This window comes from bacterium, assembly GCA_040755795.1.
Taxonomy (GTDB): Bacteria; UBA9089; CG2-30-40-21; order CG2-30-40-21; family SBAY01; genus JBFLXS01.
Window position 1 is genome coordinate 1 of the sequence record JBFLXS010000021.1, and the last position, 25,317, is coordinate 25,317.

The window sequence follows — 25,317 nt, forward strand, 5'->3', positions numbered from 1 at the left end:
TCATGGTCGGTGATGCAGATACCATCTAATTTTATCCTTTTAGCGTAATTAATAAGTTCATTAATATCAATCACACTGCAATGCGAACCAATCAAGGTATGTATATGCAAATCAATAATCATTTTTTTAAATATTCTCCAATCCTCACAAGAGATTCTGTAACTGTTCACCGCAGAGACGCAGAGGAACAAAGAAGACATAGAAATAAAGTAACTATTCAGCCACTGATTAACACGGATTAGCACGGATAAAAAAATAAACTACTCTCCTACTTTCCTACAGCGTGAATAGTTACTTTAATTTTTTCTCTGCGTCTCTGTGTCTCTGCGGTGAACGGTTACCTTCCTTCTATCCATGGTTTGGGTAAAAAGACATCTTCATATAACAATAGTGCCTCTCGGTCGCTTAATCCAGCAAGGAAATCAGTAATTATTCGTAATAAAGGGGTATCTTGAGCTAAAAAGTTCATCTTCTTCAGGACATAATCAGGATTTTTCATAAAATGTTCAAACAACTCGTTTAAAACCCTGGTAGCTTTATTCGTCTCCTGCATAATCTTTGGATGAGGATAGACATTTTCATAAAGATAGTTGCGGAGTGTATTTGTTGCCTCTAAAATCTCATCACCCATCGTGATAGCATTTTTATCCTGACTATTGAATATTATATCTGCCACCATAGTATTAATCCTTGAAGAATGTTTATTACCTAAAATACGAATAGGAGAGGAAGGTAAATCTTTAAATCTTATTACTTTTGATAAAATCGCATCTTCAATATCATGGTTGACATAGGCAATACTATCAGCTAATCTAACTATTTCTCCTTCTAATGTTATAGGTTTTGAATCCTGCGGATTAACAAATAGGCTTGCTGCTCCTCGAGAATGTTTTAAGATTCCATCTTTTGTTTCAAAGGTCAAATTTAGCCCCTGACCTCCTTTTTCCAGGATTTCAACCACCCGAATGCTTTGTTCGTTATGTCTAAATCCACCCGGGCATATTTCATCTAACGCCTTTTCTCCGGCATGACCAAAAGGTGGATGTCCTAAATCATGTCCTAATGAAATGGCCTCAACCAAATCTTCATTTAACCGTAATGCTCTGGCAATTGTTCGGGCAATCTGAGAAACCTCTATGGTGTGGGTTAATCTTGTCCTCAATGCCTCATGGGTTGGGATTAGAAATACCTGCGTTTTATATTTCAACTGTCTAAATGATTTAGAATGAATAATTCTATCCCGGTCCCGTTGATATGCGGTTCGGATTTTACAATCTTCTTCTTTTCTACTTCTTCCACGGGTTTTGGAAGAAAGTGCCGCATAAGGTGACAATCTTCTAACTTCTTCTTCTTCGGCTAATTGACGAATAAACATATCTGTTATATAATATACCATATCCTTTAGATTATTTCAAGAAAAAAAAGTGTTGGTGCGGATTAGTAACTATTCACCACGAAGAGCACGAAGGTCACGAAGATTGGACAAGATAAATCTTTTCGACCTGTGCAGGTAGAAAATTAAGGGAGCAGATTTTTAATAGTAAACGGGTGGATTTAGTAAGCGGATTTAACGGATTTAGCGGAAAAAGAAATAAAAAAAATCCGCTCAATCCGTTTAATCTGCTTACAATAAAAAATGGTAACCGTTCAGGTATAGATAAAAATATGTAACTATAACTCAAATCTCAAAACTACAACTTAAAACTAAAGGCTTCTCCCTCAGTCGCAATAAATCTCAATCAATCTATTAGAGAATTCATAGAGTTATTGTAATTACAATCTCTTAACTCTATAAACTCTATTAGTTTTAAGGTTTTGAGATGAGGTTTTGAGTTTTGACCTATGAGTTTTGAGTTAATATTGTCCCATCTGAGGGACACGGCTGAACGGTTACAAAAAAAGATATTTTTCTCTCTGTTTCTCTGGGTCTCTGCGGTAAAAAATTACCTGAACGATTACACCAAATTTATAAGCAAAACCTGTAATTCAGACAGTAAACTATAGACATCAGACATCAGATTAAAGCGGGCAGAAATTGCAGAAGAATGAAAGATTGGGAGACCTACCTATACTTCTGTAGGTAAGGCTTAGGAAAAAATTCAGGGAGTGAGGTTTTGAGGATGGTTTCCCAAATGTTGCTAATTTCCTGCATAAATAGAGTCTATAGTCTTGTGTCTGATGTCCAGTGTCTGAATCACAGATAAGCAAAACATCTCCAAAATCAGATTTAAGACTATGTTAAACTTGTTTACTTTCTAAGTACAAAGTATCGGGACATAAATCTTGTCCATTCTTCCATTGAATACTACCCAAAAATGGTTTGACAGAGTTAAATAGGTTAGCATTCGTTAATTCTTTAAATATCCCTTTGTCTAAATATGGCTTCACATCAAATACCTTAACTTCATCATTGGTAAAAGTTAAGGTTAATGTATAGTTAGAATTTGGTTTAACATCTTTAATCCTTGGATTCATGCTAATCACCTCTATTTCAGTGGATCTATCTTGAAGACATTTTCGCCACTACTGGCAAGTTCCCAATCAGCCACTAATTCTTCTCTGTGTATTTCAAGCCATGCCTCGACCAGCTTCATCTTACTTGGCTTGATATTGCCTTCTAATACTTCGCCATCTGGAATTGAGACAATAGCCTCTTGATCCTGATACTTGACATGAATATGAGGTGCATGGTGTTTCCTGTCGTCGAAATAGTACATCGAAATAATGATACCATAAAACATTGCGATTACTGCCATATTTTGCCTCCCTTGTTATTTTTCTCTGAGAGCCTAACGATGAGTTCAGCGGCGGCGAGGAGGATTGCTACTAAACTTTGTAAGCACGACAAAAGTTTAATAAACCACAAACTTTTGAAAAGCAGTGTAACTATTCACCCTGTAGGGAAGTAGGAGAGTAGGGAAGGTATTATCTAATTCTATCTAAAGGTCTTAATTATCTGCCAGATTTTCAATCCATTTGGGATATATCTGAAGAAGTGAGTAGGATGCTTATAGGTTTAATCAAATCAATTAAGAGTAAAATAGTATGAAGTATTTTCCCCCTTTCCTACTTCCTACTTCCTACTTCCTACTTGCTTGGTATGCTGAATAGTTACAAAGCAGTTAGCCCCCCGCCGTCCGCTGCAACGACTGGTTAGCCCAACCTGAAAGTTAAGCCATCACCGTAACTTTCATACCCAATCCGTGCAAAACTTTTATGATTGTGTCATATCGAGGTTTTGCACCAGGAGCAAGAGTTTTATACAAACTTTCCCGACCCAACCCTGTGCTTTTAGCGATTGCTGCTATACCACGCGCTTTTGCAACATCGGCTATCGCCATCAAAAATACATCAGGATTTTCATCTTCCATGGCAGCTGTTAGATACTCAGCGATGGTTTCTTCGTTATCGAGATAATCTGCTGCATCAAATTTTGTTAACGTTTTCATCATTTTACTCCTTGAGCATTGAAACAAGAGTTTTAGCCTTTTTAATGTCTCGAGTCTGAGACGATTTATCGCCACCTAATAGGAGAATAATCAGCAATGTACCTTTCTTTTTAAAGTACACTCTATATCCAGGACCATAGTGAATTCGCATTTCACTGACATCTTCACCTACAGGTTCAACATCACCTAAATTTCCTAATTCTGCGGATCGGATACGCGCCAGTATTCGAGCTTTCCCTTTTGCATCGCGCAATTTGGTAAGCCACTCATCAAATTCTTTTGTTCGAAGTACTGTATACATTTACCAATTACACCCTTTTGCATATATACTGATTAAGAAGAGTCGCCCTCATCTTCTAATCAAATTATACCAGACCATCACCATTTTGTCAAATCGAAAATTTGCCCCCAGCAATTCTCGGTGAAAAATTAGATAGAGACTCATTATTCCTTATTTTCCTCTCAAAATATATTTTTAAAAAAACTTAATTTTTTACTTGACATTTTACCGTAAGACTTTATTGAGATTTCTTACTATTCTCTTTATCGGCAGGATGAGAGATTTTTTTAGCTTTTTTTCAAAAATTCACGAAACTCCAGGTAATTTCATTTTGGCCTTAATTGTGGAAATAACACTACCTCCCGAATAGACGGGATGTTCGTCAAAAACATAACCAATCTATCTATCCCTATCCCCAACCCTCCGCACGGCGGCAGACCATATTCTAATGCCTGGATGTAGTCTTCATCTATTTTATCAGGATTTTGTTCTAAAAATCGTTTTCTTTGTTCTATTGGGTCATTTAGTTCGGAATAGGCATTACCCAGTTCTTCTCCATTGATGAAAAACTCAAATCGTTCAACTAATTCCGGGTTGTTCTCTTTCTGTCTGGCTAAAGGAGAAAGAACGGTTGGGTAATCCAGGAGAAATGTTGGCTGGATTAAATTTGGCTCAACCTTTTTATCTAAAATCTCTTTTAATATCTCAGCACAACTTTTATCTTTCTCGTCGGTTATCTTTCGCACATCCTCTAATTTTTCAATTTGGGCACCTGTCCATTTTGAAATTGCCTCATAAACCGTTATTCTTTGAAATGGTGGTGTCAGTTTTATTCCTTCTATTTTTAAAGATAGGTTATTTGCCAGATAAGATATAAGTTCTTCGATTAATTTCATCATATCGATGTAATCTGCATAAGCCTGATAAACCTCTAACATTGTAAATTCAGGATTATGACGGGTAGAGACGCCTTCATTTCTAAAATTGCGGTTAAGTTCATAAACCCGCTCTAATCCTCCAACAACTAATCTTTTAAGATAAAGCTCCGGGGCAATACGCAGGTATAAATCAATCCCTAAGGCATTATGATGAGTAACAAACGGCTTTGCCTCTGCCCCACCCGGGATAGATTGCATCATTGGAGTTTCCACTTCTAAAAAATTATGATTATCAAGGAATTCTCTTATTAGTTTAACAATTTTACTTCGAGTAATGAATATTTCTTGAACTTCATCATTTACGATTAAATCCACATATCTTTGTCTATGTCGAGATTCAATATCCTTCAACCCAAACCATTCTTTGGGTAGCGGTCTTAACGATTTAGTTAAAAATGTCCATTGTTCAATCAGAATGGTTATCTCGCCGGTGTGAGTTTTAAATACAGGTCCTTTGATACCAATAAAATCACCCGTATCAACCTCTTTAAAAAGCGCGAAGTTATCATCCCCAAGTGTGTCTTTTCTGGCATAAATTTGAATTTTACCTCTGGCATCTTTAATGTGGGCGAAGATACTTTTCCCATGCTCTCGAATAGCCATTAATCTACCCGCACAACTTACTCGTTCTTCACTACCTTCTTTAAATCCTTCAATAATCTGCCTTGTTGTGTGGGTAACATCATATCTTTCTCCAAACGGCTTTTCCCAGAATGTTAATTTCTGTCGTCTAATCTCAAGTAATTCACTAATTTCTTCCATTCTTTAAATTTCCTGTAAGTGTTCAGCCACAGAGGCACAGAGTTCACAGAGAATTAAGGGAATTAGCCACAAATGAATACGAATTAACCTCTGACATCCCATAAATCTAGTGCGAGCCTTTAGGTTTGCCTTCCGGTTTGCCAGAAGCGAGGCCAAAGCCTCGCACTACAAATCTTTTTGTGCATTCCTGTTTATTCGTGGTTATATATTCCCTCTGTGTTCTCTGTGACTTTGTGGCTATATCTCTAAACGGTTACAATTTCCTTTCCTGGATTAAATATAACATAAATAAAAAAGATAGTCAAGGGAAATTATCAATGCGGTCTTTTTTTAAACTTAAGATGAATAGGGGTTGCTTTCAAATCAAGTCTCTGGCGAATTTGAGTTTGTAAATATCTCAAATACGCTGGTGAAACTAATCCGGGATGATTGACAAATAAGATAAAGGTCGGTGGCGAGGTGGCAATCTGGGTAGCGTAATAAATCTTTAATGTTTTACCTTTTAAACTCGGTGGATTACTTTGAGCATAGGTTAAATTAATAATCTTATTTAATGTCGAAGTGCTAAACCATTTTTTATGCTCCTGACCTACTTGTTCTATTAACATCAGTAATTTACTTATCCCTTGCCGGGTAATAGCCGAAGTAAATATCGACGGGAGATGAGAGAGATAAGGTATCTTCTTTTGAACATATTTTTTATATTCATCCATTTTGGGACGAGTTTTATCTGTGGCTAAGTCCCATTTATTGATAACGATAATTCCCGAACAGCCAACTGATTCCATCTCGGTAGTAATCTTTTTATCCTGTGTCGAAATCCCTTCTATGGCATCAATCACAAGCAAGACGACATCTGCCCTTCTAATGCTTTTAATCGCCCGCACAACGCTATAATATTCTAATTCCTGTCGGACCTTACTTTTCTTCCGAATTCCAGCTGTATCGATAAACAAAAAAGGTATATTTCCTTTTTTAAATAAGGTATCAATGGCATCCCTTGTTGTGCCAGGGACATCATCAACAATTGCCCTTTCCTGTCCTAAAATAGCATTTAAAATAGAAGATTTACCTACATTTGGCTTACCGATAATAGCAACTGATACAGGTTGGGTTTTTTCCACTTCCCGCTGGTAAGGTAAAAGATAGGTTATTATTTTATCTAATAATGTATTGATATTTTTACCGTGCAAGGCAGAAATAGGAATAGGTTCACCCAGCCCTAATCTATAAAAATCGGCTAACAAGACCTCATTCAAATTATCTAATTTATTTATCACTAAAAGGGTATTTTTTTGTGTTTTTAATAACAGGTGGGAAATTGTGGTGTCCTGCCAGATAAGTCCATCTTTTGCATCACATAGAAATAATATCAAATCCGCCTCACCAATCGCCACATCTACTTGTTTTTTTATCAATGTCTGGAATTTTTCTTCTAATGGCGAGCCAATGCCACCAGTATCAATTAGTGTCCATTCAATTCCTTCCCAATCGACATTGCCATAATTTCTATCTCTGGTAACCCCGGGGGTGGCGTCAACTATTGCTTTTTTTTGCTGAATTAATCGATTAAAAAGGGTTGATTTCCCAACATTAGGTCTGCCAACAATTGCTACGACTGGTTTATTCATAACACGGTAATGATACTACATTATTCTCTGCTTGTCAACAAAATTTCCAATTGACAATATTTCTTAAATATGATATTCTGATTAACAATGGATAAGAGATTAAAAGTTGGTGTAGTTGGTAGTGGGCATATGGGTAGTTACCATGTGCGACTTTATAGTGAGTTATTAAATGTTGAGTTAGTAGGGGTTGCAGATATTAATGAAAAGCAGGTTAATCAAGTCGCCAGCCAGTATAATACTACACCGTTCACTGATTATACAAAATTATATGACAAAGTTGAGGCAGTAAGTATTGCTGTGCCAACAAGTGCTCATTATCGAGTTGGAAAGGATTTTTTAGAAGCAGGAATTCCTGTCCTCATCGAAAAACCTATCACTAACAATCTAACAGAGGCTAAGGAATTGATAGAATTAGCCAAAGAAAAAGACATAATTCTCCAGGTAGGGCATGTAGAACGATTTAATACCGCAGTTTTGGAATTGAAGAAGATTGTTAAAGACCCAATTTTTATAGAATGTAGGCGGCTTGGACCTTATAACAGACGAATAAATGACACGGGCGTAATCTTAGATTTGCTTATTCACGATATTGATATTGTCCTGGGTTTAGTTAATTCACCAATTAATGAAATAAATGTTGCGGCTAAATCTATCTATTCTGAATATGAAGACATTGCTAATGTTCAAATTATCTTTGACAATGGTTGTATTGCTACCTTAACGGCCTCAAGGGTAACTGAAGATAAGATTAGAACATTAGCCGTTACTCAACCAGATGCTTATGTTGTCTTAGATTATGCCGAGCAAGAGCTGGATATTTATCGCCAGGGAACTTCAGAATACATCATTACCCGAGAAGCGGTTGGCTATAAACAAGAATCATTTATTGAGAAAATTTTTGTCCATAAGGATAACCCATTAAAATTAGAATTGGTACATTTTGTTGATTGTGTATTAGACAAAACCGTGCCGATGACCACTTTAGATGCCGAATTAAAGGCATTAGAGGTAACTTTACAAATTCAGGATAAATTAAAATTATAACGATGGAAATAACCTATTCTTTATTCTCTCACGGTGGAAATATCTATAGATTTGGGAAAGATGTCCTTGACTTTAGTGCTAATATTAATCCTTGTGGATTTCCTTCTCAAGTAAAAAAGACGATTTATAAGAATCTGGATAAAATCATTCACTATCCTGACACAGAGGCAAAGATTACCACCCAAAAGATTGCCAGATTCTGGCAGATAAAGGAAGATAATATCCTTGTGGGAAATGGCTCAGTTGAACTTATTTATCTTATTGCCTTAACCTATAAACCAAAAACCGCTATTATCCCTCAACCCACTTTTTGTGAGTATGAACGAGCATTAAAAACGGTTAATTCTAATATTAGATTTGACCAACTTCAAGAAAAAGAAGGATTCAGGCTGAATTTATCCTCTCTGTCTGAGGCAGACATCCTTTTTGTTTGCAATCCGAATAACCCAACCGGAAATCTTGTTCTAAAAAACCGCCAGCAAATTGACAAACTGACGATTAACAAATTAGTTGTTGTGGACGAATCCTTTATGGATTTTTTACCCGATGAAAAAAAACACACCTTAATCTACGAGGCAATAAAATCCAGGCAAATTATTGTCCTGCGGACCTTTACCAAATTTTTTGGAATACCAGGCTTGAGAATTGGGTATTTAGTGGCTCACCCAGAGACAGTTTCTACCTTAAAAGAATATCAGATGCCCTGGAATACTAATTTGCTGGCTCAATTAGCCACTGAGGTAATATTGGATGACTCTGCATATATAAAAAAGACATACCAACTCATCGAGAAAGAAAGGGATTTTCTGTTTAATGAACTGACCAAAATTAAAGGTTTGCTCCCTTATCCTTCAGTTACCAACTTTCTGTTGATTAGAATAGAAAAGGATGGTGGGACTTCTTCAAATTTAGTCAATGACCTGATTAAAAAAGGGATTTTGGTAAGAGATTGTAGTAATTTCAGGTATTTAGACAATAAATATATTCGTTGTGCCATCCGCGAACATAAAGATAATATTAAACTTATTGAGGCATTAAAGGAAATTTTTCCACCTGTGCAGTTAGATTAACCTTCTTCACATCTTTTAAAACCACGAAGAACACAAAGGGCACGAAGAATTATAGTAACCGTTCAGGCTATACATCAGAAATGTAAGAAGGGGGATAAAGGAGATAAGGGAGATATGGAGATAAGATAATAGAAATAGATTGAAATTTATAGAAATAGGTAGAAATTGATTGTGGGAAACAACAAATTTCCATAAATTTCTATTAGTTTCTACTAATTTCAATTTTTTTAATAATATCCCCTTATCTCCTTTATCTCCATATCTCCTTTTCGGACACAGGTCTAAAGTTAACTGCATAGGTGGAATTTTTTTCATTTTTCCGGTTTATTCTAATCCCCTCAACACCTCGTTCAAAAAACCAATACTCTTTTCTTCTTCAGTCCACTTTAAGATTAAGCAATTGGTGTTTTTGGGGTTGAGTTTTAATAATTCAGGGAAGGAAGTAACTAATGAGATTACCTTTGGGATTATAGCACTTATTAGCCGAAATTTGACATAGAGTAGTAATAATTCACTACAAGTAGTTATCCGTCATTTAATTTTAAGTAAAGTTTTGACTAATAACTGCTATAGCGTTGAGTAGTATCCCTGATATATTCTTCTGGAATATAGGTATCACAGGGCAAGTCCATCATTGGTAAGGTCTCATCGGGTATTTCCTGTCCTTTTAATTTAGCGACGGTTTCCTGAAGTAACCTGCAGTATAAGTCAAATCCAACCGCTACTAAATTCCCATGTTGTTCTGGTCCTAAGATATTTCCTACCCCGCGTATCTCCATATCTCGCATAGCCAGTTTAAACCCGGAGCCTAAATCTGAGAATTCACGAATGGCAGACAATCGGTCTTTAGCCAGTTCAGATAATCCTAATTTTGTTGGGTGGGTCTTAAAGTGAATAAAAGGAAGTTTGGAGTTCGACATTAACAATCTGACCTACAAACTTCTATTCTTAATTTTTACCTTTCAAAGATTCTCCTTACCACATCATATATCATTTTTATTTCTTCAATATCTCTCTTTTTTAAGAAAGCAGTGATTTTGCTAATAAGTTGTTCATCTTTAATATCCCTTACTGCTGTTGGAGAAAAAGAGAAAAGATCTTTAATTTCCACTTTTAAGGCAGAAGCAATTTTTTTAAGTGCCTCTAAAGAAGGAGATCGTCGTCCTCTTTCTATTAATCCAATAAAGTTATCACTAAAGTCAGTAAGTTCAGCAAGTTTAGCCTGACTCATATTTATTTGTTTCCGTAATTCAAAAATTCTTAACCCAAGTTGTCTTTTTATATTACTCATCAGTTTATCTCCACCTTATATTGCTATAGTATAAAATATTTTTTTAAAAAATAATACAAACTTTATGTATAGTATTGAAAAAAATACTTGACAATTAGTTTGGTATATGTTAAACTTTTTTCCATGAAGAATTAGCAAAGAAAATAGCCCAGTTTAAAAGAAAAGAAGCATCTATAGTTTTCTCTACCGGATTTCAGGTTAATGTGGGTATAACTCCAGTACTGGTGGAAAAATCAAATTAAGCAGAAAGAGTGTTAAAAATTACAACATGAAATTAGCGTGGCATGAAAGTATAGAAACAATATCAGAAACAACTTGGAATACCATTTTTGGAATAGATACAATTGTCAAGAGTTATCATCTCATGCGATTGGTGGAACGCTCAAAAAACGATGACTTCACGATACGGTATCTAACAATTCATGGTGATGTGGGAATCAAATTGATTCTTCCCTGCTTTCTATATCGGGTACGACTTGATTTATTTGCGAAAAAAACATTAAAATCGATCTTTGAAATAGTCGGTCGGTGTTTTCCCAGGTTGATAACAAAAAAAATATTGTTTCTTGGAACGCCCTTATCGATTTGCGATCATCTATTCGGCATAAAACACCCTATGAATGAGGAATATCAGCAGACATTGATCCTTAGAGCAATCAAAGAAATAAAAGACAAGGCAAAATTAGAAAGATGTGATATGGTCATCATAAAGGAGGTGCGTGCCCGTGAACTGGAGAAATTTAAAAAGTTCATGATACATGAGGATTTTTTCTGGGTTGAATCTTTACCGGATTCGATATTACCTCTTATAGAACAGTGTAAACCATTTCCTACTGCTTTACGAAAAAAATATAGACAAGAAATCAATCGGGTTCTGAATACAAATACGACACATCAATTTCGTTGGACTATTACATCTACCTTTTCAAAGTATGCAGACCAGATGCATACCTTGTATGAGAATGTTTTTTATAAGAGCAAATTCAAATTTGAACATCTCAATGTTAACTTCTTTAAACTAATTGAAAATGAACTTAACAATGATGTGTCTACGTTGTTATGTTTTAATAAATCTGACGAGGTGGTCATTTTTGTGTTGCTACTTGATCAGCAGGATTCTCTCATTCCATTGTATATGGGTATTGATTATATGGAACGGAATAATGGTAATCTGTATTTTAACTGCATTTACAAGATCGTATCTGAAGCAGAACAACGGGGTAAAAAATGGGTTTTGTTTGGCCAGACAAGTTACGAACCCAAATCTCATATCGGTGCAGTATTTGAAAGACTTTACCTTGGAATCTGGATGAGAAATCCACTGCTGAATCTGATAAGCCGTCTGTTCAACAAACTATTATTTCCCAGGAAAGAACTTCCTTCCTGCCGTTGTTATTCCGATAATTTGGTACAATTAATCAAACAGCAATTAGATGCGGAAGGAATTCACTACGAACCAATAAAAACATCAAGGAAACCATAATGTCCAAATTTGACAATTATGGATTTTAATATTTAAATAGCCCTAAAAACTTAAAAAAATGGATATTTTTTGCAATTTTTATTATCTTTAGTTCATTTTTGTGATTTTATTGCAAAAGGGTAAATAGAGGTATTTTTTGTGGTAATTTCGTGTGATTATAGTTTTTTGGCACCTGTATACAAGAGAATTACATCGGTCATATCAATGGGAGGAAATGCCAGAGCACAGCGCCAGTTTCTTCCCTGGATATTACCCGAACATAAAGTGCTTAATGTAGGATGTGGCAACGTTGATGTTAACATCGAACTTGTGAGAAAATGCAACAATGTTGTAGCGATTGATATTTCACCTCAAATGATTAACTGTGCACAAGGTAAAGTGGAAAAATTACATCTTGGGCATAATGTTCGATTCCTCTGTATGGATATAATGGATTTTAGAGAAAGTGCCGAATTTGATGTGATAGTGGCAAATTTTTTCCTGAATACATTCCAATGGAAGGATTGCAAAAATGTGCTTCATCATTTGGTTAGATTACTGAAAAAAGATGGCATATTGTGCATTGCTGACGAAACAATGCCTCAAAAGATTATTCCTATAGTGGCAATAACAATATTTAGGCCTTTAGTTACATACTTTCACCATATTTTCGTAAAACATCCACTGCATCCAATTTATGATTTAGATCCGGTGCTTGCAGAAATGGGGTATCATGTCATTTATAAATGTAGGGATAAGTGTGACTATATTTTGTCGACAATTTATAAAAAATGTGAGTCTCAATGAGAGAAAATACCATGTTTTGTTGAGCGATTAATCTCAATCACATGAGGTAAATATAGCAGTGTATCACTATGATGAAAAACGGTTGGCATTTTTAGAACGCTATGGCTATCCAAACCCAATGTCGTTATCAACCATATTCCCGGAGTTTTTCCCTAATGTTTATATGAACGAAAATGGCTATTGGGCATATGTATTTCAGAGGTCATTAGTACCTTGGAGAAGAGGTATACTTTTCCTTACGGGTGATCCTATCTGTTCGAAAGAAGGATTATGTAATTTTGTCCGGACAGCTGTAAAACATCTTTCAACCGTTGGACATATTGCTGTGTTGCAGGTGCATAGACCGACGGCGCAGGCATTGGTCGAATGTAAAGTCAAAAAAATGACTGCACATCAATTTGGTGTGGAAACACAGATACCTTTACCATATCCCCTAACCGGACAAGTTGGTAGAAAGGTGAGAGAATGCATCAAACAGAATTTGTATGTTGAGGAGCTTGTCTATTCAGAGAATGATATTCATGGCGATATGGAAGCCGTGTATATACCGTTTCCATCACCAACCGTCAAAGCACACTACTCGGTAACGCGTATGACGGTAGATGACTACAATAGAGAAATATCGAAGTCATCGGTTGAAGTAATAAAAGAAAGTAATCAGTGTGAAAAATTGAGGTCTATTCTCAGAAATGTAGTCCATTCTAACTGTGAGGATAATCTGAATGAATACAAACGTAAGTTGATACGGTTTCTTGATGGAAAACTTCCTAAAAACATAATTCTTTTTGTGAATAGAGATGACCTCGCAGAGGCGGAAGAAATCTCGGCATGTGGATATTATCAGCCGACGACCTATGGATATAACCGCCACAGTTTCACTCTTAAGCAGGGAAACACAAAAGAACAGAAATTACTTTTATCCGCCGGTAAAAAGTTAATCAGTGAAACTGATGCCTTTCAAATGAGAAGGATAAGCGATGTATGGCTTTTGCAGAAAAAGAAAAAACGGGAAATTGGACCTCCATTGTTAAAACCGTATTCTGAACAGTATGAGCCGGGACGACGACTGTTTGTCGCACGAGACATCAATAATGATATAGTTGGATTTGTCGATTTTGATATTATTAATTGGGTGCATCCTGATGGTACTTTGGAGAGGAATAAGAGGGGTTATTATACCAATATGGTCAGAACAGCTCACTGGACCTCAGAAAAGGGTGATATTATATTCAAAAATGTCCGGTTTCTTATAATAGGCGCGGCAATGCAACGGTTTGCCCGTGAAGGACAATCGCATATTAATTTAGGATTAAATCCTCTATCTGAAATTGGATTAGACAAAGCGATTAATGTCAACGGTACAGAAAAAAAACTGACATCTATTGAACAATTTATGAAATGGATTTTCAATAGGAATGTGCTAAATGAAATTTCGTTCAATTACAGAAATCTTTATTTCTCCAAACAGTGTAATTGGAATAACAAAACAAATGTGTCTGTATATATGGTATATGAAGGTAATGTTCTTAATCAATACTTAACTTTGTTCCATGGATTTTTGACTACAGGTGCAATTAGTAAAGACACGGTTTATAATGCGGTTAGCCTTATGGGTGGCATTGTCAGGTATCAAAAGAACGGGAAACATGCAAAAAAGGATAACCAATGAGTAAAGTTAATATATTGTTGACAGGAGCAACAGGGTTAATCGGGCGGCATATTTTGTATGAATTAATCCGTCTTTTCAATGCTGATGCAAAGCAGGTAAAAATATTTCTTCCTATAAGAAGTGCGAACGGACAGAGCGCACAACAACGACTTAAACAACTATTCGAAAGAAAACATGTTCCTGAAGATATCAGAAACAATAAAATATCAATTCTTCATGTGATTGAAACGGATGTATCTACCAATGAATCCAGAAGAGTTCTCCAGAATAGCGTTGATAGAGTGAAAGATCTTATTGTAATTCACAGCGCTGGTACCACCAATTTGGCAACAGAAGAGAAGATGGTTGCCGACATAGTAAAAGGCATCTGTGGAATCACAAATATTATATTCGACACATTGGATAATCATATGAAAAAATTTATTTACATAAGCACTGCCTTTGTTGGCGGCGTACGGGGTGGTATAATAGATAACAACCTTCTGAATATTGATAACAGAATTTATAGAAATTTGTATGAAAAATACAAAGCGATTACTGAAAAAGAATTGGCGGACCGATGTATCAGGTCAAAAATTGAAATCCAAATTCTGCGGCCAAGTATTGTATGCGGCCGTTTGATTGATGAAAAACTGTATTATACTTCGAAATTTGATGTTTTTTATGCGTTCGCGCGATTCATGGCATTGGTTAAAAGAACTAAATATTATCTACCATTACGCATCGCTGTAAATAAGGACAGCGGACTTAATATTGTTCCTGTTGATTATGTCGCAAAAGCAGTGTGCAAACTTATATTTGATTCAGTAAAGGAAATGAACATTGTTCATTCGAATTGTCTACCGCATACCTATTATATACCGGAAATCTGCCGGATGATTGGCGTGTCCAATGTTCAATTGGTAGATTCAGTCCCTTCCGATCCGAATGATTTAGAGAAATTGTATTACAGAACGGTTGGTGCCCAGTTTACACCGTATGTAACAACTCCAAAGCATGAATTTGATATCAGACTATTGCGAAGAGTGATGAGAAATATTGAAGAACCATCGGTTTTGAAAAATTTTCCTTCGTTGCTTTCTTTTGCTATAAAGAATAATTTCAAACTTTTTTAGAAGGTGAATATGTGCTATGAAAGATAGATTTGATTATATTGTAATCGGAAGTGGAGCTGGTGGAGCTACTATTGCGAGGGAATTAACCTGCAAGGGGAAAGATGTTGCTGTAATTGAAGCTGGATTTCCACCAAATCGTCTCGGAACATTCCGTGATGGTTTTGACATATACGATCTACGCGGATTTTTAAAGACATGCCGGACATCAAAAGAGGGTATCATTTTGTGGCGGGCGATGATCGGTGGTGGTACAACGGTCGTATCTTGTGGTAATGGTATCCGCTGTCTGGAACAGGAACTATGGCAGAAAGGGATTCAATTACAAGAGGAATTGGATGAGACTGAACAGGAATTAGGTGTTGCACCGATACCTGAAAGGTTTATTTCCCACTGGACACTCAACATGGCAAAAACCGCTAACAGTATAGGTATTACTATGGTAAAAATGCCTAAAATGATCAACGAGGAAAAATGTGTAAGATGTGGAAAGTGTGTGTTTGGATGCGCCTATGGTGCCAAATGGAATGCATATCAGTATCTGGTCGAAGCTGTGAATAACGGTGCAGATGTATTCTGGGAATGCATTGCAGATAAAGTAGTTGTGGAAAATGGAAAAGAGTGTGGAGTCGTATGCAGAAGGAAAAGGGAAACATTCACAATTTTCGGGCAGAAAATCATTGTTGCAGCAGGAGGATTAGGGTCACCGGTGTTGCTTAAAAAAAGCGGTATTGAGAACGCGGGTAACAATCTTTTCATGGATCTCTTTGTTAATGTATACGGAATCGTCGATACTATGGTGGCAAGCGAACCACCAATGTCGTTGGTATGTGATGCATTTCTCAAGGAAAAAGGATTTATATTATCACCATTTGTCAATAAGCATCGTCTGGTAAGATTTAAAGAAATGGGTATGCCGGGATTGCTTATGCAAGGAAAAGGACTTGTCGGCATCATGGTTAAAACACGTGACGACAATCAGGGTACCGTGTATAAAAACGGGTTATTTTCAAAAATCATAACGCCGGAGGATCAAAAAAGATTACATGACGGCGTAGAAATGGCAAAGGGTATTTTACAACGATGTGGTGTTATACCAACATCCATCAAAATATCGAAAATCCAGGGATCGCATCCTGGAGGTACTTGCGCAATCGGATCTGTTGTTAATACAAGTCTTGAGACGTGCATACACAATTTATTTGTCTGCGACGCATCCATATTGCCGATATCTCCGGGACTTCCTCCTATTGTTACTATTATCGCATTGGGAAAGTGGTTGGCAAAAAGGATATAGAATATCTGCCCAAACTGCATTTATAGACAGAAAGATTACTTAAAAGGAAAGGTCTAAATTAACTTATGAAAACGCTTATTATTAACAGTTTTGGTTTGTTTCCAACCCATCCCCCGTATTCAACATCATATGTCTACAGCATGTTGAAATCAAAAGGGGTAGTAGTTGAACAGATTGATATGAATTTGCTGTTATGGGAAATACTGTTAAGCCGTGAGTATCTTTCTCAAAGAACATTCCGCCCTGAGATATATCTGGAATCTAAAAATCCGTTATCTCCAGAGATATCTGAAAAGATTTTTACGCTCATGAAACAAAACACCTGTGAACAGATTGAGCATGCAAAAGCAATTTTAAGATCAAAAAAAGATTTTTATTCACCAAAGCGTCTTCTGTGGGCATGCAACATCATCTTCCAATCGCAACAAGTTATCTATTATGAATACGGCACCCTTTTCTTAAGCAAGGTCATATTCTGGCCAAAATATGGTTTCAATATCAACTCTATCAGTGGAATATATGAGTTGAGTAGTGACTATCTTCATAATATGTTTATTGATATAATCGAAACGCATGTCATTCCGAAAATCGTAGATTTTTCACCATCTATCATTGGTATTGATTTTCAATTTCCCTGGGAAATTGTTGTTGCTGTTACATTAAATAGACTGATTAGAAAGCATTTGCCGAATGTTCATATCAATTTTATGGGCTATGGATTTGACGATGTGTGTTTCGCTCGAATCAAAGATAAAATGGCCATGAATGAAAAGTTATTTTTTGGTTTTGACAGTATTTTTCTTGTCCGTAATGATGAACAGCTAATGATAATGTATACAGGTGAGGATTTTTCTCCCGACAGATTACGCCGCATCAGCAGCCTGGCGTATGTGGACAAATCGACAAAAAGAATCTTCATAAATGGCCCATTCGAAGAAAGCAGAATAAATCAGGATGTTATTCCAAATTATGATGCATTAGATTTGAAAGCATATTTCACACCCGAATTAGTACTGCTTGATAAATTATCAACAAAATGCTTCTGGAGCAGATGCAGCTATTGCAGTATAAATGCATTTAAAAAATACCGACAGGAAGTGAATGTAGATAAATTTCTGTCCCGTATACGCTACTATCAACAACATTACAAATGCAGAAATTTCTTTCTTCTTGATGAAGCAGCAACTCCAGAACTAGCAAATAGTTTTTCCAAATTAGTGAAACAGGAGCGTTTGAATATCATTTGGTCACTACGGACACGCATTGATCCTGCATATGACCGAGAACTATTACTGAAAATGTACAATGCTGGTTGTCGAGAATTATGGATTGGTCTTGAGACGGTTTCACCTGTCTTGCTAAAACAAATGGATAAAACTGAGATACCTGAGGCATACGCCGATGTGGCAACCATGCTTATGCAGAATTGTCAAAACATAGGAATAGGACTTCATTTTTGTCTGATACTGGGTTTCCCAACAGAAACTGAAGATGATTACAGACAACTTTATGATTTTTTTCGAAAAAATGTTCTGTACGTAAAAAAGATTCCTTTCTTCCTAACATTTAATATTTTTAATCTGCAGATTGGAAGCCGCATATATAAACAACCTCACTTATATGGAATTTCACGGATAATTGATAATGAGGACAATTTAAACATGAGTGGGGTACCATTCGAATCAGTAAATGGCAATGATTTGTTCAACAAAAAATTCGAGGAGAAACTGAATGCCCTATCAGAGAGAATCACATCTCTTTTAGTCAGAAAGGAATCTTTGAAATTGCTGTGGTTCGCGTCTGCAGAGAGCCCCTGGGAACTCTTAATGAAATCAAATAATACTGTTGGTAACTTCTTTCTTGAAAAAGAATCCATTGTCGATAAGATTGGCCTTGTAGTCTATCGGATGGCTAAAAATTACCCTGTGCTGTTTAACCTGTTAAATTTCATTATGAACCGAAAATCAGAAGAGGTCAAAGTGCAATTATACCATTGACCTTATATAAGGAATAAAATACAAATTATGGTCTATTTTTTTTCAAATCTCGTAGCAAAATATCCAAAAATAATAATAATAATTACAGTCTTTCTGACAATTTTTTTTGGATACGGGATGAGTAAGCTTAATGTAGATAATAAGTTGATAGATGATCTGCCGGCAAATGACCCGCTAGTGCAAACACAAAAATATTTTCAAGAAATCTTCGGAAAAAAATGTTTATTGATCATTGGAATTGAAAATATACCAACAATATACAATATTTCCACACTTAAAAAGGTAAAAGATATATCTGAAGAGATAAAACAGTTGTATGGTATAATAGGAGATGAAGTAATAAGTCTCTCAACCGCTAATAATATAAAGGGTCGAGAGGGAGGAGTTGAAGTTGGTGCCTTTATGAAAGATATTCCCCATAAAGAGGAGAAATTGAATCAGCTTAAGAAATATGTTCGAGAAAACGATATGTTTTACGGCCGACTCGTTTCCAGAGATGAAACAATGACTATGATAATTGTGAGTATAGAAGACTTAAGTGGGGCAGAAAAAAATAAGGTTGTTGAACAAATTTATACTTTAACGAAAAGATTTGAGATGCCCGAAAGATTTTATTTTGGAGGTGACCCAATAGGAGAGTACGAGATGGATGTGGGGATCCAGGGGGATATCAAGAGATTAATACCATTCGCCTTCCTTCTTATTCTTGTAGGCTTTTATATTTTCTTTAGAAGACTTCGTGGCGTAATAATCCCTACCATGGTAATAATATTAAGTATTATCTGGACAATGGGGTTGATTGGGCTTTTAGGTTATAAGATTAATGTAGTTACTTCTCTAATTCCTGTAACCTTGCTTGCCATTACAAGTTCTTACGGTGTGCATTTAATACACCGTTATTTTGAGGTTACACCTCACATAAGAAATGGACACCAGGCTTCTTGTACAGCTCTCCAACGCGTAACTAAACCAATCTTGATGGCAGGGATTACTTCTGCTCTCGGAACTGTCACCTTGGTTATTTTTAAGGTTGTTTCGATAAAAGAATTTGGCATCTTCTTGAGTCTGGGAATAGTTTTTGGATTTCTCCTTATACTTACCTTTGCTCCAGCCGTTTTGACACTTCTAAGACCTCAGACTGGTAATATTGACACGAGTATCTCCGGTATCTTTGATAATCTGATGAGAAAATTTGCAAGTTTTATTATGAGAAATCAGGTGATATGTTTAGTAATCATAGGAATAATATTTTTGGTTTCACTAATTGGTATTTCTTTGATAAAGGTGGGGATAAATTACAGTAAGTTATTCCCAAAGGATCATAAGATTACCATCTCGGCAAATAAGTTTAATGAAAAAATTGGGGGATCAATTCCATTAAGTATTATGATAGAAACCCCCGAGTCGGATGGTATAAAAAAGCCAGAGATTTTAAGGAAGATGCTTGAACTTGAAAATTATGCCCAGACAATAGAAGGTGTAGGGAATACAGATTCGTTTGCCAGACTTATTAAAAGAATGAATTATGTCATGAATGGGGAGAAAAAGGAATTTGATGTTATACCCAACTCACCTGAACTTATAGCTCAATATCTTCTCCTCTATTCTATGTCAGGTAATCCTGGAGATTTTGATAATTTTGTTGACTATGAATACAGAAGGGCAAAAGTAACACTTTCTTTAACAACCTTTGACCAGGAACATGAGAAAGTAATTTTAGAAAAAATCCAAAATTATGTTAATACACATTTCCCTAAGGATGTTAAAATAGCCTACGAGGGTAGTACAATCTATTGGATAGCCGAGACTAATTATGTTGTTAAAGGGAAAATTCAGAATATAATTAGTTCTATCTTTATTGTTTTTCTTTTCTGTGTTATGTGTTATCGGTCCTTCAAACTTGGTCTTTTAAGCATTGTCCCACTCACAATTGCTACACTTTTGACTTTTGGAATGATGGGATTTTTAGGAATTCGACTAAATTTAGCTACAGCACTCATTACTTCAATCGCTGTAGGTATTGGAGTGGACTTTGCCATACATTATCTCACCATTTTTCGAGAGGAAGTCAATAAGGGTTTAAATTATCCCGAAGCAACAGTCGCCACCATGATTTCTTCGGGAAAGCCAATAGTTTTTGATATGGTTTCAAATGTGCTGGGTTTTATAGTCTTTATCTCATCGGATTTCCTACCGATACAGAATTTAGGCTGGCTTATTATTCTAACCATGGTAACTGTAGCAATTGGAACATTAATTATTCTCCCAGTATTCCTCAGCTTCGTAGATATTAAATCACTAACATATAATTTTACATTAGAAAAGGAGAGGACAATGTCATATCATAAGAAAAATATCATCCACTGGATTGTTATAAGTATAGGTTTAATATTCTGGTTTTTATTCTCTTTTAGATTAGCCTTTTCAGAGGAGCTTATTCCAAATAGAGAGATGACAGCTCGACAGATTATGCAAAAAAATGATGAAATTCAGACATCAAAGGATAGTTTCTCAGTAATTACGATGAAACTTATAAACGAGAAAGAAAAGGAGCGTATAAGAAAGATATTTTACTGTGAGAAAAAAGACAAGGATGATAACAGAAATACACTTGTAACATTTCAATTTCCAGCAGATGTAAAGGGGACAAAACTTTTAACTCTTGAGCATAAGAGTAAAGAAGATGACCAGTGGTTATACCTTCCAGCACTGCGAAAGACACGAAGAATTTCAGCTAGTGACAAAAGGGACAGTTTTATGGGCTCAGATTTTACTTATGAGGATATGGAACAGGATGATCTTAATGAATTTGAATATAATCTTTTAGGAGTAACGGATATTAACAAGGAGCCCTCTTACTACATAGAATGTATTCCTGTCGGTAAATTAAAGAAGAATGAAACGACCTACAGCAGGCGAGAATTCTGGATAAGAAAGAGCGATTTTGTCATCTTGAAGATTAATTACTATGACAAAAAAGGAAATTTACTTAAAACCCTTATTGCTTCGGATATAAAATTAATTAACCAAAAACCGCGTGCCCATAAAATAATTATGGAAAATTTTCAAAGAAAACATAAAACAGAATTGATATATGAGGAGATAAAACTTGATACTGGTTTACCGGACAATCTTTTTACGGAAAGGGAATTGATGAGGGAATAATGAGGTTACTTACAATAATATTTCTACAACTATTTTTGCTATATTCCTCACTCTATGCCCAAGAGAGTTCAGGTTTCCAGTTTACAGGCTTTATAGAGGTTGAAAATAAAATTTATTTCAAGCAAGTGAATCCTGATTATGTTGACAATGGAAGGAATCAGGTAATGTTTTTTCTTAAGTCCCGTGTTGTTCCTCGTGAAAGAACAAATTTTCTCTCGGCAATAGAGGTAAGATATGATGAAGTAAACCCAGCAAGAAACCATTTTTGTTTAAAAGAGGCATACATTTATTACAAGATGGATTCTTTTGACCTCCGTATTGGAAAACAAATATACGCATGGGGTAAAGCTGACAGTATTAATCCAACCAATAATTTGAATCCTATAGACTACAGTGATTTTCTGGATACAGATGGTGAAGAAATCGGGGTAGTCAGCATAGAGGGAAAATATTATCTTAAAAGATGGACTTTTGAATGGATTATAATCCCCACTTTTGAAACAAATATATTTCCTGCTTACAATTCAAGGTGGAATATATTTCCCAAATTGCTGATTTCGTTACCAGCTCAAGTCAAAAAGCCTCCAAATAAGATTGATAATACTCAATTTGCAGGAAGGATTTTATCCTCATTTAACGGCTGGGATTTTTCTGTTAGTTATTATAAAGGATTTGACAAATTCCCGTCAATGTTTGTCAATCTTGATAACAATTCTAATCCATCTTCAGTTCTTCTTGAATACAGGAAACTTCAAGTCATTGGAGGTGATTTTGCTACATCTTTTGATAAAGTTGGGATTCGGGGAGAGGCAGGATATTTTATTACTGATGACTTTAATGGCAGAATTCCAGAAGTGAGTGACCCCTATTTTTTGTATGTGTTAGGAGTTGACTATAATTTCAATTTAATAAGGAATCAAAATTTATATGTTTTATGCCAGTGGATTCAAAATTTTTCTTTGCCAAAACAAAGTGGAAGCACATCTTTAGAAGGTGATTTAAAACGCCTCTTCCAAAAAATGGTGATGGTAAAAGGAGACTGGAATTTTACAGATTATACAAAATTTTCCCTTCAAGAAATATGGCGTCCGCATGAAAATGATATGTTTTTACAGACGATATTTTCTTCAAACTTATCTGATGGTTTAACCTTTGAAATCGGAATGGATCTATTTTATGGAAAGAGTGGTAGCTTTTTTGAAAGTTTCAATGATAATCAACGTGCCTTTGTAAAATTAAAATACAGCTTTCAATAAGTTCAGCGATACGATAGAATAATACTGACTTAACCAATAATTGCATTGATATTCTATAAATTTGAACTTTTGCGTTTTTTTAGGTGTAAGAAAGAGGAAATGGAGAAAATTGGGGAAATGGGAAAAAGAATTTCATGTATAACTAACTATATTTCTTATACTTAGAGAAAAATACTTCTTTTTCCTTTTCCCCCCTTTCCCGTTTCCCCTTATTTACACAAGAGATTGAAATACAAAGTGTTAGCAAAAAACGCAAAAGTTTAGTTCTATAAATTTTAGAGACCGTTGCAAACTGGATTCAGTATTGTGTGGGTTTTAGGCACTTTCTAAATTTTTTTGTTGACATATGACAAAATTTCTGGTAAAATTTTAGAGTAGGTAATATTCAAAATACCCCAAAAAAGCAAATTTGTATCAGTCAAAGTAGATATTTGGTCCAGGGGGTAGAGGAGAAAAATTTATGCTGATTACATTACTTTCTGTTTTGCTTACTTTGGGAGTAGTAATATTCGTCCATGAACTGGGACACTTTATTCTGGCAAAGTTCTTTAATATCAGAGTAGAAATATTCTCTCTCGGATTTGGCAAAAGACTCATTGGTTTTAAAAAAGGCGAAACAGACTATCGTCTTTCAATTATACCTTTTGGCGGCTATGTAAAATTGGCCGGTGGTGAATTTGATGAAAAGGTACTCATTGAAGAAGATGAGTTTTTCTCAAAACCATGGTGGAAGAAAATGGGAGTTTATATAGCCGGTCCTGTGTTCAATATAAGTTTTGCCATTCCTGTATTCATTGTTCTCTTTATGCTTGGAATTTCAGTAGTTGTTCCTCCTAATATAGCGGGTGAGGTGAAAAACGGTTCTTTGGGTGAGGAACTAGGACTAAAAGTAAAAGATAGAATTATTGAGGTTTCTGGAAGAAAAGTCAAGGGATGGAATGATATTGCAAAATTCATCGATGAACACCCCTGTGAAGAACTGAAGATGAAGATATTAAGAGGGGATAAAGAACTAATGGTAGGATTAAAGAAGGATTTTGAGATTAGATTCAAAGATTTGGGCATTGATTACTTTCTTCCACCTCAAATTGGCGATTTAAAATGTGGATATCCCGCTGAAAAGGCAGGACTTAAAAAAGGAGATGTAATTACTTTTATAGATGATCAGCCTATTGTTCAGTGGAATGATATGACAAAGATCATCTATTGCAGTATAGGGAAGGACCTAACAATGAAGGTAAAACGGGGAGATGAGGAGTTGAAGATCATTATAACACCAGTTGAGGGCAAGATTCCAAAGAGAGAAGGAGGATTTGAGAAAGTAGGATTGCTTGGCATTACTCCGTCCCAGATGAAAACTGAAACACAAAGATTCTCCTTCTTAGAAGCAATCCCATTGGGATTCAACCAAACTTTACTTTCTATCAAACTAACTATTCACTCCGTGTATCTACTCTTAAGTGGTCAGGCCTCACTACATGATATGGCTGGACCACTTGGAATTGCACAAATAGCTGGAGAGCATGCCCAACAAGGTTTAAAAAGTCTTATTTTCTTCATCGCCTTTTTAAGTATCAATTTAGGGATATTGAATTTCTTGCCCATACCTGCTGTTGATGGAGGACAGATTCTCTTTTGTCTTGTCGAAAGAATTAGAGGGAAAATGATTAGTATCAAGATTCAGAAGGTAGTGACCACTATTGGATTTGCTTTTATAATCTCCTTCTTCATTCTTGTTACATTTAGCGATCTCTCAAAAACTACTATCTATCAGGAAGTTAAGAAGAAAACCTCTGAATGGATTAGGTTGTAGCAATAACAACAAGAGTGAGTAGTTGGATCAAGATGAGAAGTCTTTTTTATTGATAACCGTTCAGATAGTCCTTCACCGCAGAGACGCAGAGGAAGAGAGAAAAGATGGATTTTCACACAAAGCCACAAAGACATCTATATTATCCTGATACTCGATATTCAAGTTTTTTTAAGATTAAGTGGTTTATCCTTTTTTAACCGCAAAGAACGCAAAGATTATAGTGCTCTGTTAAGATTGAATTTGCATGTTACTTAGGTAATCGGTAATCGGAGAT

Annotated in this window: 21 protein-coding genes; 11 read left to right on the plus strand and 10 right to left on the minus strand. The window is 35.7% G+C overall.

Features of this window, described 5'->3' with window-relative positions; translation table 11 throughout:
• Positions 1–337: 337 nt before the first annotated feature.
• The 7 genes from AB1414_02940 to der all read right to left on the minus strand — a co-directional run bounded on the left by AB1414_02940 (position 338) and on the right by der (position 7,060).
• A complete protein-coding gene (locus tag AB1414_02940) occupies positions 338–1,375 on the minus strand; it encodes a deoxyguanosinetriphosphate triphosphohydrolase (protein MEW6606400.1) in 1,038 nt (345 codons plus the stop codon).
• Positions 1,376–2,238: 863 nt separating this feature from the next.
• On the minus strand, positions 2,239–2,475 hold the full coding sequence (locus tag AB1414_02945) for a DUF2442 domain-containing protein (GenBank protein ID MEW6606401.1): 237 nt from the start codon (positions 2,473–2,475) through the stop codon (positions 2,239–2,241).
• Positions 2,476–2,486: 11 nt separating this feature from the next.
• Positions 2,487–2,756, minus strand: a complete 270-nt coding sequence (locus AB1414_02950) for a DUF4160 domain-containing protein (GenBank protein MEW6606402.1) — start codon at positions 2,754–2,756, stop codon at positions 2,487–2,489.
• 414 nt (positions 2,757–3,170) lie between these two features.
• The gene (locus AB1414_02955; GenBank protein MEW6606403.1) at positions 3,171–3,449 is read right to left on the minus strand and encodes an addiction module antidote protein; all 279 of its coding nucleotides are present in this window, start codon (positions 3,447–3,449) and stop codon (positions 3,171–3,173) included.
• Positions 3,450–3,453: 4 nt separating this feature from the next.
• A complete protein-coding gene (locus AB1414_02960) occupies positions 3,454–3,750 on the minus strand; it encodes a type II toxin-antitoxin system RelE/ParE family toxin (GenBank protein MEW6606404.1) in 297 nt (98 codons plus the stop codon).
• Between the two features lie 305 nt (positions 3,751–4,055).
• Complete coding sequence (gene lysS, locus AB1414_02965) at positions 4,056–5,429, minus strand: lysine--tRNA ligase (GenBank protein ID MEW6606405.1); 1,374 nt, start codon at positions 5,427–5,429, stop codon at positions 4,056–4,058.
• A gap of 314 nt (positions 5,430–5,743) precedes the next feature.
• Positions 5,744–7,060 carry a ribosome biogenesis GTPase Der gene (gene der, locus AB1414_02970; GenBank protein MEW6606406.1) on the minus strand — a complete coding sequence of 439 codons (1,317 nt, stop codon included), beginning with the start codon at positions 7,058–7,060 and terminating at the stop codon, positions 5,744–5,746.
• A gap of 87 nt (positions 7,061–7,147) precedes the next feature.
• Between der and AB1414_02975 the strand changes: the two genes are divergently transcribed.
• Positions 7,148–8,104 (plus strand): Gfo/Idh/MocA family oxidoreductase, encoded by a 957-nt coding sequence (locus AB1414_02975; protein ID MEW6606407.1) that lies wholly within the window; start codon positions 7,148–7,150, stop codon positions 8,102–8,104.
• 2 nt (positions 8,105–8,106) lie between these two features.
• The gene (gene cobD / locus AB1414_02980) at positions 8,107–9,174 is read left to right on the plus strand and encodes a threonine-phosphate decarboxylase CobD (GenBank protein MEW6606408.1); all 1,068 of its coding nucleotides are present in this window, start codon (positions 8,107–8,109) and stop codon (positions 9,172–9,174) included.
• 67 nt (positions 9,175–9,241) lie between these two features.
• On the opposite strand, the gene AB1414_02985 is transcribed toward cobD, so the two are convergent.
• The 3 genes from AB1414_02985 to AB1414_02995 form a co-directional block, all read right to left on the minus strand.
• The gene (locus AB1414_02985; GenBank protein MEW6606409.1) at positions 9,242–9,367 is read right to left on the minus strand and encodes a hypothetical protein; all 126 of its coding nucleotides are present in this window, start codon (positions 9,365–9,367) and stop codon (positions 9,242–9,244) included.
• 364 nt (positions 9,368–9,731) lie between these two features.
• The gene (locus tag AB1414_02990) at positions 9,732–10,094 is read right to left on the minus strand and encodes a hypothetical protein (GenBank protein ID MEW6606410.1); all 363 of its coding nucleotides are present in this window, start codon (positions 10,092–10,094) and stop codon (positions 9,732–9,734) included.
• Between the two features lie 35 nt (positions 10,095–10,129).
• Complete coding sequence (locus AB1414_02995) at positions 10,130–10,465, minus strand: helix-turn-helix transcriptional regulator (GenBank protein ID MEW6606411.1); 336 nt, start codon at positions 10,463–10,465, stop codon at positions 10,130–10,132.
• A 268-nt stretch (positions 10,466–10,733) separates the two neighbouring features.
• Between AB1414_02995 and AB1414_03000 the strand changes: the two genes are divergently transcribed.
• The 9 genes from AB1414_03000 (at position 10,734) to rseP (ending at position 25,043) form a co-directional block, all read left to right on the plus strand.
• Positions 10,734–11,948, plus strand: coding sequence for a hypothetical protein (locus tag AB1414_03000; GenBank protein MEW6606412.1), 1,215 nt, complete (start codon positions 10,734–10,736; stop codon positions 11,946–11,948).
• A gap of 138 nt (positions 11,949–12,086) precedes the next feature.
• Entirely contained in the window at positions 12,087–12,734 is a 648-nt protein-coding gene (locus tag AB1414_03005) for a class I SAM-dependent methyltransferase (protein ID MEW6606413.1), read from the plus strand.
• Positions 12,735–12,792: 58 nt separating this feature from the next.
• Positions 12,793–14,403, plus strand: a complete 1,611-nt coding sequence (locus tag AB1414_03010) for a hypothetical protein (GenBank protein MEW6606414.1) — start codon at positions 12,793–12,795, stop codon at positions 14,401–14,403.
• The gene (locus tag AB1414_03015) at positions 14,400–15,518 is read left to right on the plus strand and encodes an SDR family oxidoreductase (GenBank protein ID MEW6606415.1); all 1,119 of its coding nucleotides are present in this window, start codon (positions 14,400–14,402) and stop codon (positions 15,516–15,518) included. The genes AB1414_03010 and AB1414_03015 overlap by 4 nt, the downstream gene beginning before the upstream one ends.
• Positions 15,519–15,534: 16 nt before the next feature.
• Positions 15,535–16,812: a GMC family oxidoreductase N-terminal domain-containing protein gene (locus tag AB1414_03020; protein ID MEW6606416.1), complete on the plus strand. Its 1,278-nt coding sequence runs from the start codon at positions 15,535–15,537 to the stop codon at positions 16,810–16,812.
• A gap of 65 nt (positions 16,813–16,877) precedes the next feature.
• A complete protein-coding gene (locus tag AB1414_03025) occupies positions 16,878–18,809 on the plus strand; it encodes a radical SAM protein (GenBank protein ID MEW6606417.1) in 1,932 nt (643 codons plus the stop codon).
• A gap of 117 nt (positions 18,810–18,926) precedes the next feature.
• Positions 18,927–21,974: an outer membrane lipoprotein-sorting protein gene (locus AB1414_03030; GenBank protein MEW6606418.1), complete on the plus strand. Its 3,048-nt coding sequence runs from the start codon at positions 18,927–18,929 to the stop codon at positions 21,972–21,974.
• The gene (locus tag AB1414_03035) at positions 21,974–23,230 is read left to right on the plus strand and encodes a DUF1302 family protein (GenBank protein ID MEW6606419.1); all 1,257 of its coding nucleotides are present in this window, start codon (positions 21,974–21,976) and stop codon (positions 23,228–23,230) included. Before AB1414_03030 ends, AB1414_03035 begins: the two co-directional genes overlap by 1 nt.
• Before the next feature lie 460 nt (positions 23,231–23,690).
• On the plus strand, positions 23,691–25,043 hold the full coding sequence (rseP, locus tag AB1414_03040; GenBank protein ID MEW6606420.1) for an RIP metalloprotease RseP: 1,353 nt from the start codon (positions 23,691–23,693) through the stop codon (positions 25,041–25,043).
• Positions 25,044–25,317: the final 274 nt, after the last annotated feature.